This is a genomic window from Mesorhizobium sanjuanii (genome assembly GCF_002529485.1).
Lineage (GTDB): Bacteria > Pseudomonadota > Alphaproteobacteria > Rhizobiales > Rhizobiaceae > Mesorhizobium > Mesorhizobium sanjuanii.
Genome location: NZ_NWQG01000223.1, coordinates 1 through 15311, shown reverse-complemented (window position 1 = coordinate 15311; position 15311 = coordinate 1). Strand labels below are relative to the sequence as shown.

At 61.0% G+C, this 15311-nt stretch carries 11 protein-coding genes and 1 pseudogene; 3 read left to right on the top strand and 9 right to left on the bottom strand.

Annotated features, from left to right (window positions below; all coding sequences use genetic code 11):
* Window positions 1-1115: TldD/PmbA family protein (locus tag CN311_RS27685; protein WP_097576817.1), on the bottom strand; the 1115-nt coding region annotated here is incomplete at its 3' end.
* Between the two features lie 220 nt (window positions 1116-1335).
* On the opposite strand from CN311_RS27685, the gene CN311_RS27680 reads away from it, so the two are divergent.
* Entirely contained in the window at window positions 1336-2796 is a 1461-nt protein-coding gene (locus tag CN311_RS27680) for a phospholipase D-like domain-containing protein (RefSeq protein ID WP_097576816.1), read from the top strand.
* Window positions 2797-2823: 27 nt separating this feature from the next.
* On the top strand, window positions 2824-3624 hold the full coding sequence (locus tag CN311_RS27675; RefSeq protein WP_097576815.1) for an endonuclease/exonuclease/phosphatase family protein: 801 nt from the start codon (window positions 2824-2826) through the stop codon (window positions 3622-3624).
* A gap of 35 nt (window positions 3625-3659) precedes the next feature.
* Here CN311_RS27675 and CN311_RS27670 read toward each other — a convergent pair.
* The 4 genes and pseudogenes from CN311_RS27670 to CN311_RS27655 all read right to left on the bottom strand — a co-directional run.
* Window positions 3660-3869 (bottom strand): annotated as a pseudogene (locus tag CN311_RS27670) (substrate-binding domain-containing protein); the annotation flags it as partial.
* Between the two features lie 68 nt (window positions 3870-3937).
* Window positions 3938-4687, bottom strand: a complete 750-nt coding sequence (locus CN311_RS27665; RefSeq protein ID WP_097576814.1) for a hypothetical protein — start codon at window positions 4685-4687, stop codon at window positions 3938-3940.
* On the bottom strand, window positions 4687-7293 hold the full coding sequence (locus CN311_RS27660) for an N-6 DNA methylase (protein WP_097576813.1): 2607 nt from the start codon (window positions 7291-7293) through the stop codon (window positions 4687-4689). The genes CN311_RS27665 and CN311_RS27660 overlap by 1 nt, the downstream gene beginning before the upstream one ends.
* Window positions 7294-7305: 12 nt before the next feature.
* Complete coding sequence (locus tag CN311_RS27655) at window positions 7306-9843, bottom strand: DEAD/DEAH box helicase family protein (RefSeq protein ID WP_097576812.1); 2538 nt, start codon at window positions 9841-9843, stop codon at window positions 7306-7308.
* A gap of 235 nt (window positions 9844-10078) precedes the next feature.
* Between CN311_RS27655 and CN311_RS27650 the strand changes: the two genes are divergently transcribed.
* The gene (locus CN311_RS27650) at window positions 10079-10615 is read left to right on the top strand and encodes a dihydrofolate reductase family protein (protein WP_097576811.1); all 537 of its coding nucleotides are present in this window, start codon (window positions 10079-10081) and stop codon (window positions 10613-10615) included.
* A gap of 59 nt (window positions 10616-10674) precedes the next feature.
* Here the strand turns inward: CN311_RS27650 and CN311_RS27645 are convergent, their stop codons facing one another.
* From CN311_RS27645 to rsmD, 4 genes are all read right to left on the bottom strand, one after another.
* Window positions 10675-11556, bottom strand: a complete 882-nt coding sequence (locus CN311_RS27645) for a patatin-like phospholipase family protein (protein ID WP_097576810.1) — start codon at window positions 11554-11556, stop codon at window positions 10675-10677.
* Between the two features lie 228 nt (window positions 11557-11784).
* A complete protein-coding gene (locus tag CN311_RS27640) occupies window positions 11785-13131 on the bottom strand; it encodes a M16 family metallopeptidase (RefSeq protein WP_097576809.1) in 1347 nt (448 codons plus the stop codon).
* Window positions 13132-13286: 155 nt separating this feature from the next.
* Complete coding sequence (locus tag CN311_RS27635; RefSeq protein WP_097576808.1) at window positions 13287-14636, bottom strand: M16 family metallopeptidase; 1350 nt, start codon at window positions 14634-14636, stop codon at window positions 13287-13289.
* 165 nt (window positions 14637-14801) lie between these two features.
* A partial coding sequence (rsmD, locus tag CN311_RS27630) for a 16S rRNA (guanine(966)-N(2))-methyltransferase RsmD (RefSeq protein ID WP_115504278.1) occupies window positions 14802-15311 on the bottom strand: 510 nt, incomplete at its 5' end.

Genomic DNA, 15311 nt, shown 5'->3' with positions numbered 1-15311 from the left:
GTGACGTAGAAACCGGTCTTCAGTGACTTGATCAGCTCTTCCGGCGTCCGTTCACCGGGCTCGATGGCGAGGTTGGTCGATGACGGCGAGACGGAGGAGCCGCTGCGCGAGCCGCGCCCGTTGGTGACGAGGCCAAGTTCGCGCGCGGCGGAGGTCGAGAGGAACCAGTGGTTCAGAACGCCCTTGTCGACCATGAACAGCTTTTCGCCCTCGACGCCCTCGCCGTCGAACGGACGCGACGCCTGGCCACGGCGCCGCAGAGGCTCGTCGGTGACGGTGATCGCGGCGGCGGCGACCTGCTTGCCCATCATGTCGCGCAGGAACGAGGTCTTGCGCGCCACGGACGCGCCGTTGATGGCGCCGGCGAGATGGCCGGCAATGCCGCGCGCGACGCGCGGGTCGAACACCACGTCGACCGGCCCGGTCGCCGCCTTGCGCGCGCCGATGCGCCGCGCGGCGCGCTCGCCGGCCTTGCGGCCGATATCCTCAGGCGCATCGAGGTCGGAAAAGTGCTGGCGCGAGGAGAATTCATAGTCGCGCTCCATGCCGGTGCCCTCACCGGCAATGACGCTGGTCGAGCGCGAAAAGCGCGACGCGACATACTGGCCGACGAAGCCATGCGAGGTGGCCAATACCAGCCCACCCAGCCCGGCGCTGGCGCCGCTGCCGGCCGAATTGGTGACGCCCTTGACGGCAAGGGCCGCGGCTTCGGCGGCGAGCGCCGCCTCCTTCAACTGGTCGGCGGAGACTTCTGTCGCGTCGAACAGATCGAGATCGCGCGGCTCGTGGACCAGCAAGGCCGGATCGGCGAGGCCCTGATAGGGATCTTCCGGCGAGACCTTGGCCATCGCCACGGCGCGTTCGGCGAGCAGCTTCGGGTCCGATGCCGCCGTCGCCGAGACGCTCGCCACCCGCTTGCCGACGAAGACGCGCAGCGAGACATCCTCGCTCTCGGACGCCTCGGTGGCCTCGACCTTGCCAAGCCGCACCGACACGCCTGTCGAGCGGCCGCGCACGGCGACCGCGTCGGCGGCGTCGGCGCCGGCGCGCTTGGCGGCCTCGACCAGGGCGGCGACGCGATCGGTCAATTTCGCTGCGTCAAGCGTATTCGTCATACTGGTGATCCTGCTTTTTTCAGCCGGCTATTGGGCGGCCGTTGCAGCACCATCTATTGTCCCGATGCCGCTTCTGCAATGGGCGATGCGGCATGTGCGCCACTACGACCATCGACAGGCGGCCGGCTCCGCCCTTCGACGGTGAGGCGCAGGGCACACGTCAACACCGGGAATAAGCAGATGCATTGCGTTCCGCGGCCGCGCGCTGGATAGTTCGGCAATGTTGCAGGCCCTAGCGACCCACTGGCCCCAGATCCTCGCGATCATTTCAGGGGTGATGGCGACAGTCGGCATCGTCCATGCCGTCATGACGAAGGAAGACGTGCGCGCCGCCACCGGCTGGGTGGGCGTGATGCTGCTTTCGCCATTCCTTGGCGTAATCATCTATGCCATCGCCGGCATCAATCGAATGCGCCGCGCGACGATCAGCGCCATGCGGCCCTTGCCTGGCGAAGCCGCTTCGGCAAAGCACGACAGCGACACCGCCACGGTGGCATTGATCACGGCCCAATACGGCCAGCGGTTTGCCGGACTGAAAACGTTGGGCGACAGGGTGGCGCGGCGCCCTTTGACTTATGGAAACACGATCTCGGTGCTGCGGACGGGCGATGAGGCCTATGGGGCGATGTGCCGGGCGATCGACAATGCCGAGCGCAGTGTCCTTCTCGAGACCTACATCTTCGACAATGACGCCGCCGGGCGGCTTTTCGTCGAATCGCTTGGCCGTGCCGTCCGCCGCGGCGTGACCGTACGCGTGCTGATCGACGCGGTCGGCGTGCGCTACTCGGTGCCCAGCATCTTCAGGCAGCTCAAGGAGGCTGATATCACCGTCGATCTCTTCAACGGCAATATCGTCATGGGCCTGAGACTTCCCTATGCTAATTTGAGAACCCACAGGAAAATCCTGGTCATCGACGGCATGGTCGCGTTCACGGGAGGCATGAACATCCGCAAGGGCTTTTCAGCCGAGTTCGCAGGCCCCGACAGCTCCAGGGACACGCATTTCCAGGTCACCGGCCCGGTGGTGGCTGACCTTTTCTCGGTTGCGGCCGAGGACTGGCGCTTCGCCGGCAACGAGGCACTGAAAGGCGACATCTGGCAAATAGAAGACCTCTCGCCGCCGCCCGGCCAGCCTATGCTGGTGCGCGCCGTGGCAACGGGGCCGGATGCCAGCATCGAAACGAACCACAAATTGCTGATCGGGGCATTTTCGGTCGCCCGCAAATCGATCCGCATCATGTCGCCCTATTTCCTGCCGGACCGGGAACTGATCAGCGCGCTGACGACAGCCGGCCGGCGCGGTGTCGAAATCGATATCGTCGTGCCGGCCGTGAACAACCTTTTCCTCGTCGACCGCGCGATGACGGCCCAGTTTGACCAGGTGCTGAAGCACTATTGCCGCGTTTGGCGCCATGAGGGCTCGTTCGACCATTCGAAATTGATGTCGATCGATGGCGTGTGGGCCTATGTCGGATCGTCCAATCTCGATGCCCGGTCGCTGAGGCTGAATTTCGAGATCGACATGGAGGTTCTCGACCCCGGCTTTGCCTCGGAGGTCGAGGAGAGGATCGCCTCGGCGATCGCCTGCGCCGTGCCCGTAACGCTCGAAGCCCTGCGGGCACGACCATTCATCGTTCGTCTGTTCGACCGTGTGCTGTGGTTGGGATCGCCCTATCTCTAGATAGCTAAGGGAATAAGCAGCAGGCGCATGCATAAAAACGAACGCAGCCTTCCGGAGACCGTGCTCGTGTCGATCCGCGGCAGAAATGCGCGGAAGGCAAAATCCGAGCAGCGCAAGCGGGCTGACGACACCGAAATGGTGGTTGCCTCCTATAACGTCCACAAATGCATTGGCGTCGACCGGAAATTCGACCCCGAACGCACCGCTCGCGTCATCCGGGAAATCAGCCCGGATGTCATCGCGCTGCAGGAGGCCGACAACCGCTTCGGCGATCGTGCCGGGCTGCTCGACCTTGCCCGCCTCGAAATGGAAACGGGACTGGTGCCGGTGCCGATTGCCGGAAACGGCAAGGGACATGGCTGGCGCGGCAATGTGCTTCTGTTCAAGCGCGGCACGGTGCGCGACGTGCACCAGATCAAGCTGCCGGGGCTCGAGCCGCGCGGGGCACTCGTTGCCGAAATCGATCTCGACGACAAACCGACGCTACGCGTCATCGCGGCTCATCTCGGCCTGCTGCGCCGCTCGCGCTCCGAGCAGGCCCGTGTCGTGCTCGACATCATGAGCAGCGCCGACGAAAGGCCGACGCTGCTGCTCGGCGACCTGAACGAATGGCGGCTGGGAAACCGCTCCTCCCTGAACACGCTGCATACGACCTTTGGCCCGTTGCCGCCGGCGGTTCCCACCTTTCCATCGAGCCTTCCGCTCTTGGCGCTCGACCGGATCATGGCCAACCGGCACGGCATGATCTCGGCCGTCGAAGCGCACGACACCCCGCTGTCGCGGGTTGCCTCCGATCATCTGCCGCTCACGGCTTTCGTGCGCCTGTAAGGCTGCTGTGTGGCCATGGGCGTGGCCTCTCACAATCAAACCGGCACGTCGCCAAGCTCGCCCGGCGGACGGCCGCATGACTGACGCACCACCAGCCGGCACGGCAGTTTCCTGATGCCCGGCTCGGCGGGCTTGCCGCCGACGAGCGAAAGCAGAGCGAGCCCGGCCTCGCGGCCAAGGGCTGAAAGGTTCATGTCGACCGAGGACAGCGGCGGGCGCGTCGCCTCGGCCACGATCTGCCAATTGAGTTCCTTTTCGGTCAACACCAGACGCTCTCGGTCCCTTCAGATCAAGGCATCCTCCGAATTTGCAATCATGCTGCCTCCTCCACGTCTCCTTCTGCGGGATAGAGCGCCACCAGTGCATCGTGTAGATCCTTCATAGCGTCGTGGAGAGGCTCACCGCTAAGTGCGTCAATGTCAAAGCCTTGACAGAAGGCGATGTCGGCCGCGGACATGTAATTCTTGTGCACGAAATTGGCGGTAATCTCGTCGCCAAGCACCGTATACTCCCGCTCTTCCGGATCGGCGCTATCTCGCAGGAAGCGATGATAGAGTTCTCGGATCACCGGCTGCATGTGCGCTTCGATGTTGCGCACTTCTTTCATCATACTAGCGATTTCTTCATCGATAGCGGCCTGATCATTGAAGAACACCGTTCCGGTTGGATGAGCGATCTTATTGCGACGCCGGACGAACTTGGCGAACTCGCCAACCTGTTCATTATTGCAGCCGATTAGCTTAAGGAATCGGAAAATCTGGGACTCCTTCAGCCTATCGTAAAACTTGAATGGGCTTTCGCAGTCCAGCAAGCTTCCCTCTTCCTCAGACCGGAAACCTACCATGGCCATAGCAAACTGCCCGGGGCGAGCTAGCCTGATTTGCCAGATCGAAAAGCTGACGAAGCTCATATAGAGCAGGTGAAAAGCGAGGCTAGCAAACTCGTAGCGTTCCGCCTCGTAGTTCGTGCGGAGGGCCGACCACAGGAAGTCGAGGTAGGTCTGTTCGTTCAGATTCGCAAACGATTGCGGCAGATATTCGCCCAGTTCTAACGCCTCGTCCATCAGGCCGCCTCCGCCTCCGCATCTGCTTTGGCCTCACCCCGAACGCGGGCTATCGTGGCTTCGATCTTTCTCTCAAAGCGTGCGATGAGTTCTCGGTTGCCCTCGACGATGGCCTTTTCGGATGAAATTTCCTCTACAATTGCGCGCTGATGATCGATTTCAGGGAGGGGTATTTCGATTGTTCGGATTCGCTCCAACGCAAGTTTCGGTACGCCAACAGCATGGGTCAGTTTCTTGATCTGGGTTTGTGCGAAATCTGTAGCCAAGGCAGCTGCGAGAAAATGGGGGATAACCCGTTTTGCATCGACTACAATTTTCGCGGCATTTTCGGTCAAGTGAGCGCCATCAAGCGTATCAGGCACTGTTCCCGTCAAACCTATGGTTCCTGCAATCGAGATATAGACGTCGCGACTGGATATGACATATCGAGAGATTTCGTTGTGTATGTCCTTGGTGATGTACTTCAGCTCGTTCAAGCGAACCGACTGATCCAGTAGGTCGGAGACCCTGATGTAAGGGTAAGCAGTTTTCTGCTCCGCAAAAGATTCGCCTTTCGGCAACCGCTTCCCACCCTTAATCTCTCCAATTTCGCCAATCGTGACTAATGGCCAATGGTGATCGATAGGGATATTAGGTCGGTAGTTGTCGATGACAGCCCGAGCGCCGTCGATGACCCGCTGATAGCCATCGATCTCCGCTACGATTTCCCGCTGTACATCAAGCGGCGGGAGCGGGATTTCGATGCCTTTTAAGATAGGGATATTCAAACCACTTCTCTGGTTGTCACCAGTTAGGTTGCGGATTTGTTGGTACATCGACCGCAAAATCCAAAAGAGAAACTCTGGCAATAGCCGGTCTATCGTCTTCGGGAAGATAGCCACGAGCGATTGATTGCAGGTGGCGTTATCCATTCTCAACAGGGCAACGGTGGCGCGCGTCTTTCCTTGGCCATTGAGCGCGATCAAAACCGAGCTACGTTGGAGATACCGCGCATTCGAGTTTTCCATACCGGCAACGGTGATCCGCTTTTCACATTCGAAGATTTCCCGCCGATGAACGTCACCTGACACAAGCCAAGGGATTGTACCATTTGCATAGAACTCAGGCACCGTTGATGTCGGTGTGCCGCCAGTACGGAAGTCACATAGCTCTCCGAGACTCGCGACAGGCCATTTCGTCGGTGTAGCTCTATCGCTAGCCCGGTATCGCTCGCCAGTCAGGTTGTAGGCGCCGCCCGTGGCGACCTGTTCACGCGAGACCGTTATGCCTAGAGGCGAGTCTAGGTCCTGGCTATTTCCTCCCCGTGCCGACTCCAGCCAAGCTGAAAGCTCAGCCTTCACCTGCGACAGTTGCGTCCCCCTCTGTGCCTTACGCTGCGCTCCGAGGGCGAAGCCGTCATTCTCGATTCTGAAGAAGGCGATATGCTCGCTTGACTTCGCAACGGCGCGGTCGAGGATCAGGATCGATGTCTTGACGCCGGAATAGGGGTTAAATACGCCTGCCGGTAACGAGATGACGGCGGCGAGATGGTTCCGCACCAGCACGTCGCGAAGCTGCACGTACGCACTCTGGCTCTGGAAGATAATACCCTCAGGCACGATAACGGCTGCTCGTCCCTGCGGTGTCAGGTGCTCGGCGATATAGTCGACGAACAGGACTTCGCTCCGCTTCGACTGGACCTGAAATCGCGTGTGAGGCCTGATCCCGCCTTTCGGTGACATAAAGGGCGGATTCGCGAAGATAATATCGGCCATCTCGGTCCATTTCTCTTCACTGGTCAGCGTGTCATATTCCTCCACCTTCGGGTCCGCAAAACCATGCAGATAAAGGTTTACAAGGCTGAGCCGCACCATGTCGGGAGAAATGTCATAGCCCTTGATGTTGCGCGCCAAGCGGTCGCGATCTTCCGCCGTCAATAGGTCACCCGGGAACCGCATGGGGCTTTCAAGCGCCAGTTCAGCAGCGTCGGTTTCTTCGCCCTTACCATTGCCGTTCACGACATGGGTCGAATTCGCTTTCAGGATGTGTTTGTAAGCTGAAATCAAGAAGCCAGCGGTGCCGCAGGCGGGATCGAGGACGACCTCATTCTTCTTCGGGTCGATGATCTCGACCATAAAGTCAATGATGTGGCGCGGCGTTCTGAACTGACCGGCGTCCCCCTGGCTGCCGAGTACGGACAGCAGGTATTCGAAGGCATCGCCGAGCCGCTCGCTATGATCATAGGTGAAGCTGTTGATCTCGCGCAAAAAGCTGCGAAGTGTTTCCGGATCACGATAAGGCAGATAGGCGTTGCGGAAGATCGAGCGGAAGAGCGGCGGCAGGCTTTCGTTCTCGACCATCTTTGTGAGTGCTTCGGAATAGGTGTTAAGCATGTCCTGTCCGGACACGCCGGGCGCTACCAGCTTAGACCACCGGTAGCGTTCGAACTCGCCGCTGAAGAAACGTCGTGCACCTCCGAGTTCCTCTGACTCAAGGTCCATGTCGTCCATGAACTTGTAAATGAGCGCCACAGTGATCTGTTCGACCTGGCTCTTTGGGTCGGGCACCTTGCCAACCAGAATGTCGCGGCACGTATTGATACGGCGCTTAGTTTCACTATCGAGCATTGGGGACTTTCATCAGAGGAATGGGTTCAGGGACACATAGTCCTTGATGTATTCTGGGATGCGCTTACGCCACTTTTCAGGCACCTCCCGCAGGTCCCGAGTTGTGAAGGTTGGGTTTACATTGAGATCGCCGAAATGGCCGGCGTCGATCAAAGTGCGCACCTTGGCATCGCGGATGTAGGCCTCAAAGAAATACCGCATCTGAGCGACACGACCGGCTTCCTCGGGCTTCTGGTCGAGCAGGAACTTCTGGAACTCGTCCTCGATCAATTCCGCCTTGCTCTTGAATTTCGGAATGAAACCGAAGGCCTTTTCAATAAGTTCGCGGATCGTAATCCGCCGGTCTACACCCGCCGCTTGACGCAACCGTTCGAGGTTGAAGTATTCGTCGGGCTTCTCGAACAGCTCTTCAATGACGCGACGGCTGGCAGCTTCCCAGTTCTGGTGTTCGACCAATTCCCTGAGCCGGCTATCGGAGCGGGCAACTTGCTCGAATTTCTGGAACAGCTCGCGATCGACGCGCATGCCCTCGGGGCCAATCTGCTGCTCGACTTGGTAGACGACCTGGTCGGGTTCCAAAAATTCATAGGCGCTGAGCGTTCCGATCGTGCGGAGGACTTCACCCCCGGTCGACATGGGAAGCACTGCCAGTTTCGGCAGAGTTAGCTCCTCATCGTATTGAAATTCTTCCTCGAAGTATTCACAGTTGGCGAAGAAATCGAACAGGCGGAACTCGGTTTTTTTGACCGCGCCGACTTCGGCCTTCCGTGTAGGATCGAACAGTTCTTCGGCGAAGTTGTGCCTTCTGGTGCCCCGCCCCTTCATCTGAACAAAATCTGACGGTGAAAAGACAGGACGCATCAACGCAAGGTTCAAAATGTCAGGGCAATCATAGCCTGTGGTCATCATTCCGACAGTCACACAGATGCGCGCCTTGCTCGTTCGGTAATCTTGGACGAACTCGCTATAGCCGCCCAGATTATTGTTGGCGAAGTTGACCGTCATCTTTTGGGCGTCAGCCACGTGGCTGGTGACCTGCACGGCAAAATCCGACTTGTATCGACCTGGCCAGAGCTGATCAGCCATCTCGTTCAATATCTGGGTGACCTTTGCCGCATGGTTTTGGCTGACGGCAAAGGCAATCGTTTTTCCGAACTCACCGGAAATCGGGTCGCGAAGACCGTGCTTAAGCAAGGTCTGGCAGAATGCCCGATTGGTTGCCTCAGCGAAGAATCGCTTTTCAAAGTCACGGCCCGCAAAAGCCTCCTGGGTCTCGTCACCGTTCTCATCCACCGTTTCGGTGATAAAGCCTTGGTCGGAAAGCAACAGCGTTGTGACGCCGGTCCGCGCGTCAACCACATAGGGGTTAATCAGGAAACCGTCGCGTACACCGTCAACGAGGGAGTAGCGGAATGTAGGCTCTCCCGAATCGCAGCCGAAGGTGCGATAGGTATCGAGCATCATGCGTCGCTCTGCTTCACGAGGATCGCGCGCTGATGTTCGGCTTTTTGACTGTTTCAGATAGTCCTTAGGCGTGGCGGTGAGCCCAAGCTTGTAGCCAACGAAATACTCGAAGACTGCGCGGGCGTTGCCCCCAATGGAGCGATGCGCTTCGTCCGATATGACAAGGTCGAAGTCCGTCGGCGCGAAGAAGCGTCGGTATTTGCCGTTGAACAGAAGCGATTGCACCGTCGTCACAACAATGTCGGCCTTGCGCCAATCGTCACGCTGTTCCTTGTAGATCACTGAGGTGAAGTCATTCTTCAGCAGCGCCTTGAACGCCTTGTCGGCCTGGATCTCCAATTCCAGCCGATCCACAAGGAAAAGCGCTCGCTTCGCGTTTTGCGTCTTCAGGAACAGTTTGATAACGGCAGCCGAAGTGAGGGTCTTGCCGGTCCCAGTTGCCATTTCGAACAGAAATCGCGTAGCGCCTCTGCCCACTTCCTCTTGTACCCGCTCGATAGCGCGCCTTTGATATTTCCTCAGGAAGCGCAGCTTGCTCCTTTCGACGAAGGCGGGTCGCTCCGCTTCATTTTTCCAAGCAGCCTCATTGGCGTAACCCGGCATTTGCGTAAGAGCGATGAAATCTAGGCCGATCGGCTCGGCCACAAGCCTGTTTGCATCCGGTTCGAATAAATAATGATTCTTGATCTCGTCCGGGCCGGGGAATTTGGAAACGATGGAGGGATTCCCTTGCTGCAAATCCCAGAGGTAATGAATGTTGCCGTTGCTCAGGATCACGAAGCGAGCGTTCTGCGAACGCGCGTATTTCCGTGCTTGCTCTTTGGCGGAGAGCGGATTTTTCTCCTCTGATTTAGCTTCCAAAACGACTAGCGGTTTACCGTCTCTGTCTAGCAAGAGGAAATCTATGAAGCCGTTTTTCGCCTTCTCAAAATCCTCTCCGAGAGCTTCGACGTCGCCCTTTTTGATTTTAATGTTTGGCTCAAGAACGATATTCGCTTGGCCATTCTGATCGTCGAAGAAGCGCCACCCGGCCTCATCCAAAAGCCGGTTGATCTTGATTCTTGCAGTAGCTTCCTTGCTCGCCAACTCGCCCCCTACGACCCAGCCCCCGAGTCGGCGTCTTTTGTTGCACACAGGTCGAGATATTTCCACGCCCTGATTGCCGTTGTGATCCCGAAGCTGCCCTCCACTCAATTAATTGAAGCCGAGGTCGACGCTTGCCTTTGACATCGACCCAAAATCAACAAAGCGCTGCGCTATTTTCCACCTCGCATGTCGCATCAGCCCCGCGCCATCCGTCCTCCGCCAAAAGGAGAACCCCATGCGAAAACTGATCGTCACCGAGTTCATCAGCGTCGATGGCATCGCCGAGGTCGAGAAGCTGCCTGGCGTGACCTGGAACGATGAAATGCAAAGGTTCAAGGAGGACGAGCTTGCCGAGAGCAGCGCCATGCTTCTGGGGCGCACGACGTATGAGATCTTTGCCGGCTCCTGGCCCAGCGAAACCGGAGACTTCGCCGAGCGGTTCAACGCGCTGCCGAAATATGTCGCGTCGTCCAGTTTGAAGACGCTCGACTGGAAACCGGCCGAGCTGCTGACGGGCGCCTTGCCGGATGCGGTCAGGACGCTGAAGCAAGGCAGCGGTGGCAACATCTATGTGCATGGCAGCCTCAGCGTCGCGCAGGAATTGCTGCGGCATGGGCTGGTCGACCGTGTTCGGCTGCTGACTTATCCCGGCGCTGTTGGGCTGGGGAAGAGGCTGTTCCCGGTAGGCGAGAAGGTGGCGCTGGGGTTGGTTTCGGCCGTGCCGTTCAGCAATGGCGTGGTGGCGCTGGAGTATGCTGCGGGGAAGGCGTGAGGCGTGCGCGCCCGATGACGGCCAATCTCCCCCCTCGTGGGGGAGATTAGCAGCTTCGCTCACCCAGCCCTCTTCCCCCGCCTGCCCTTCACCATCGCACCCGCCTTCGCCTCCGTCACCAGTTCAATCTCCCGCTTCAGCTCGTCCTTGATATCGGCCGTTTCGCTCATCAGGGCGTCGATCTTCATGAAGTCGAGCACGCGGTATTTCGATACGGCCGGGCGCAGCAGAATGTCGGGGCGGCACTGTTTGAGCTTGTTGGCGATGATCGACTGCATCATCAGTTGCGTGGCGCCGAACATTAGGTCGACGGAGGTCGGGTGCTTGCGCTCGGCCTCGGTCGGTCCGCCGACGACGTCGACGGCGATGATGATGTCGGCGTCCTTTTCGATGAGGTCGAACGGCACGGGGTTGTAGATGCCGCCGTCGATCAGCAGGCGGCCGTCGCGCGTCACCGGGCGGAACACGGCGGGAATGGCGGCCGAGGCGGCAAGCGCGGAAGGCAGATCGCCGTCGCTGATGACTTTCAATTTGTGGCCGAAGTAGTCGGTCGCCGTCACCTTCAGCGGGATCTTCAGTTCGGCGAAGGTCTCGGGGATCTGTTCGGGCAGGAATGCCTTGAGGATGCGCTCGACATTGAACTGGCTGACGCGCAGGCCGCCCTGCAAAGCCTCGGCGAAGGTGCCGGGCCGCGCCCGCCACATGCGGGTGGCGACCTCGACGCGGCGGCTCAGGATCGCGCGCGTATAGTCGTGCATCTCCTTGCCGGTCATGCCCGCGGCCATGCAGGCGCCCATGATGGCGCCGATCGAGGAGCCCGATATCGCCACCGGCCGGATGCCGAGCTCGTCCAGCGCCTCGATGACATGGATATGCGCCAGCCCGCGCGCCCCGCCGCCGCCAAAAGCGATGCCGAAGGTGGGGCCGGTGCTAGCGGGCATGGGCGAGGCTCCAGATGGCAGAGCTTGACGAAAATGCCCCCTCACCCGGATTGCCAACCGAATTGCCAAGAGCAATTCGGGGCAATCCGACCTCTCCCCGAGGGGAGAGGAAGTCGCGGCGCCGACGCCAGCCTCTTCTCCCCCACGGGGAGAAGGTGGCCGCGAAGCGGCCGGATGAGAGGGCCTCTTGTGGGGAGGAGGCAGGGGTCCGCCGCAACAAAGGATGGCTCATCCCTTGCTCCCCAGCTTCGGCCCCACCACCATGATCGACGGCTCGGGCGACAGCAGCTTCTTTGCCACCGCCTTGACCTGATCCAGGCTCACGCCGTTGATGAGCGCGGCGCGGCGCTGGATGTAGTCGATGCCGAGCTTGTCGAGCTGCAGTTCCAGCAGCGTCGCGGCAATGGAGCCCGAGGAATCCAGATTGCTGATGGCATAGGCGCCGACCATGTATTTCTTGGTCGCCTCGAGCTCGGCCTCGGTCGGGCCCTCATCGGCCATCTCCTTGACCACCTTGCGCACCAGCGCCAGCGTCTCGGCCGCCCGGTCGGAGCGCGTCGCGGTGGTGACGACCAAAGCGTTGGCATGCTGGTGGTCGACCAGGCCGGAGCTGGCGCCGTAGGCCAGGCCGCGCTTTTCGCGCACTTCCTGGTAGAGGCGCGAGGTGAAGGCCGAGCCGCCGAGGATCTCGTTCATCAGCGCGGCGGCGAAGAAATCCGGCGCCTGGCGGTCGACGCCGGGGTAAGCGAGCTGCAGCGAGGTCTGCGGCAAATCGTAGTCGACCTCGACATGCTCGCCCAGCTTGGGAGCGATATCGGCGACGGGGGCGAGCGTCTGCTTTTGCGGCAAGTCGCCGAAGACGGCGTCGAGCTTCTGCTTCAACGTCTCGGCGTCGATGGCGCCGACCACCGCCACATGCAGGCCGCTACGGGCGAAATTCGCCTTGTGGAAGGCGGCGAGATCGGAAGGCGTGATGGTGGCGATGCTTTGCCTGGTGCCCTCGTCGGGCCTGGAATAGGGATGCGTGCCGTAGATCGCGCGCAGCCATTTGGTCTGGGCGATCGTGTTGGGGTCGCGCTCATTGGCGATGATGCCGGACAGGACCTGGGCGCGGATGCGGTCGATCGGCGCCTGGTCGAAACGCGGGTGGTTGACCGCCATGCCGAGCAGGTCGAACGCGCCGTCGCGCTCTTCGGCCAGCATGCGCATCGAGCCATAGGTGCCGTCGCGCCGCGCATCGAAGCTCATCTCGGCGCCGACCTCGTCCAGTTTCGCCTGGAAGGCCTCGCTGTCGAGATCGCCGGCGCCCTCGTCGAACAGGCCGCTCATCAGATTGGCCAGTCCCTCCTTGCCCGCGGGATCCTGCGTCGAGCCGCCGTCGAAAGCAAAGCGGATGGCGACGATCGGCACGGAATAGTCCTCGACCAGCCAGGCGGTGATGCCCTTCGGCGAAGTCACCTGCTGGATGTTCATCGCCGCGCGGGCGGTGAGCGGGGGCAGGATGAGGAAGAGGATGGCGAGGAGGAGGACTGCGAGGGCGACGCGCCACTGGCCAAGGTCGGCGCTCCCCCTCACCCAGCCTCCGCTTCGCTCGGCTGACCTCTCCCCGTGGGGGAGAGGAGCCTGCCAGCGCCGGCGCAAGCCTCTTCTCCCCCAGGGGGAGAAGGTGGCCGCGAAGCGGCCGGATGAGGGGGTTTCGCGAACGGGCGTGGGGTTGAGAGCCGTCATCATCAATTCCCCGCCTGTGTCTGCGGCAGCAGATAACCTGTCGTCGAATGGTCGAGCTTGAGATAGCGCGCGGCGACCGCCTTGACCTCGTCGGCGGTGACCTTGCGGATCCTGTCCGGCCATTCCTGGACATCCCTGACATTGCCGCCGGTGGCCAGCGTCGCGCCATACATGTTGGCCATGGCGTCCTGCTTGTCGCGGGCGAAGATCATAGACCTGACATAGCGGTCCTTGGCCTTCTCCAGCTCGTCATTGCTGACGCCGCCGCTGGCGATGCGGGCGATCTCGGCGTCGACCGCGGCCTCGACATCGCTCAGCCTGGCGTCGCCGCGCGGCGCGCCATAGACGGTGAAATTGGTGGCGTCGAGCATGGTGCCCTGGAAATAGGCGCCGGCGGTGGCGGCGATGCCTTGTTTGACGACAAGCTGCTGGTAGAGCCGGCTGCGATTGCCGCCGCCGAGGATCTCGGCCAGCAGATCCAGCGCCTCCGCCTCGCCGGGCTTCGCCGTGTGATAGGACGGCACCACCCATTGCGTGGTAAAGGCCGGCACGGAAACGCGCGCGTCGGTCAGTGTCACCGTGCGCTTCGTGTTCTGCTCCGGCTCGACCGGACGGATGCGCGGCGGCAGGTCCGGGCCGCGCGCGACCTTGCCATAGGTCTTTTCGGCCAGCGCCTTGACCGTTTCCGGCGTCACGTCGCCGGCAACGATCAGCACCGCGTTGTTGGGCGTGTAGTATTTGTCGTAGAAGGCCTTGGCGTCGGTGCGGTTCAGCTGCTCCATCTCCTGCATCCAGCCGATCACCGGAATGCGGTAGGGCTGGTTCTGCCAGAGGGTGGCGTCGACCTCCTCCTCCAGCACCGCTTGCGGGTTGCTGTCGATGCGCGAGCGGCGCTCCTCCAGGATCACGTCGCGCTCGGTCTTGATGACGTCGTCGGTGAGGATGAGGTTGCGCATGCGGTCGGCTTCGAAGCTCATCATCTCACCGAGCGCCGACGGCGCCACCGTCTCGTGGAAGGCGGTGTAGTCATAGGAGGTGAAGGCGTTGTTGGAGCCGCCGATGGCGGAGACGGCGCGGTCGAACTCGCCTGCGGCATGGTTGGTCGTCGCCTTGAACATCAGATGCTCGAAGAAATGCGCGATGCCCGATTTGCCCGGCGGCTCGTCGGCGCTGCCGACCTTGTACCACACCATATGGGTGACGATCGGGGCGCGGTGATCGGGGATGACCACCACCTCCATGCCATTGTCGAGCAGGAAATTCGTCACCGTGCCATCGTCGGCGGCAAGTGCGGGCGTCGTCGCCAGGGCCAGCGTCAGCAGCATTGCGCGCAGCCATGCAGAAGGTTTCATCGATGGCTCCGGTTGTCGTGGCGAGACGATAGGCAGGGTCTTGGGGACAAGCAAAGTGAATTGTTCGTCATCCGGCAGGTAACCGCCGCGTTGCGGCGGGATTGAGACGATGGCGGGACAGAGGGGGGCGCGAAGGAACTCGGACTAGCGGGATTCGACACCGCCTCACCCAACCTCCATGAACCGGATCACCGTCTCGCCGTAGTTTCGCTCATCGACCACCGAGAATCCCGGCCCGACCTCAAACGATGCTGCCGCCGCCTCCTCGACCACGCAGAGCGCGCCCGGCAAAAGCCAGCCGCCGGCCCTGGCCGAGCGCAGCGCGCGCTCGCCGAGCCCTTTGCCATAGGGCGGATCGGCGAAGACCAGACCAAAAGCCGAAAGCGTGCCGGCCTCGCCCAGCGCCGTGGCGTCACGGCGGAATATTTTCGTACGTCCCGTCAGCCCGAAAGCCTCGACATTGGTGCGGATCAGGCCGCGTCCTTCGGCAGACTCCTCGATGAAGACGCCATAGGCGGCGCCGCGCGACAGTGCTTCGAGGCCAAGCGCGCCGGTGCCGGCGAACAGGTCGAGCACCCGCGCGCCTTCAAGATTTTGGGGAAAGCGATGCGCCAGCACATTGAACACCGCCTCGCGGGTGCGGTCGGTGGTCGGGCGGATGGCATGGTCGCGCGG

Bases quoted from the DNA above. Each gene is read 5' to 3' on its own strand.
- CN311_RS27680 (WP_097576816.1), top strand. From the start codon at position 1,336: ATGTTGCAGGCCCTAGCGACCCACTGGCCCCAGATCCTCGCGATCATT.
- CN311_RS27675 (WP_097576815.1), top strand. From the start codon at position 2,824: ATGCATAAAAACGAACGCAGCCTTCCGGAGACCGTGCTCGTGTCGATC.
- CN311_RS27665 (WP_097576814.1), bottom strand. From the start codon at position 4,687: ATGGACGAGGCGTTAGAACTGGGCGAATATCTGCCGCAATCGTTTGCG.
- CN311_RS27660 (WP_097576813.1), bottom strand. From the start codon at position 7,293: ATGCTCGATAGTGAAACTAAGCGCCGTATCAATACGTGCCGCGACATT.
- CN311_RS27650 (WP_097576811.1), top strand. From the start codon at position 10,079: ATGCGAAAACTGATCGTCACCGAGTTCATCAGCGTCGATGGCATCGCC.
- CN311_RS27645 (WP_097576810.1), bottom strand. From the start codon at position 11,556: ATGCCCGCTAGCACCGGCCCCACCTTCGGCATCGCTTTTGGCGGCGGC.
- CN311_RS27635 (WP_097576808.1), bottom strand. From the start codon at position 14,636: ATGAAACCTTCTGCATGGCTGCGCGCAATGCTGCTGACGCTGGCCCTG.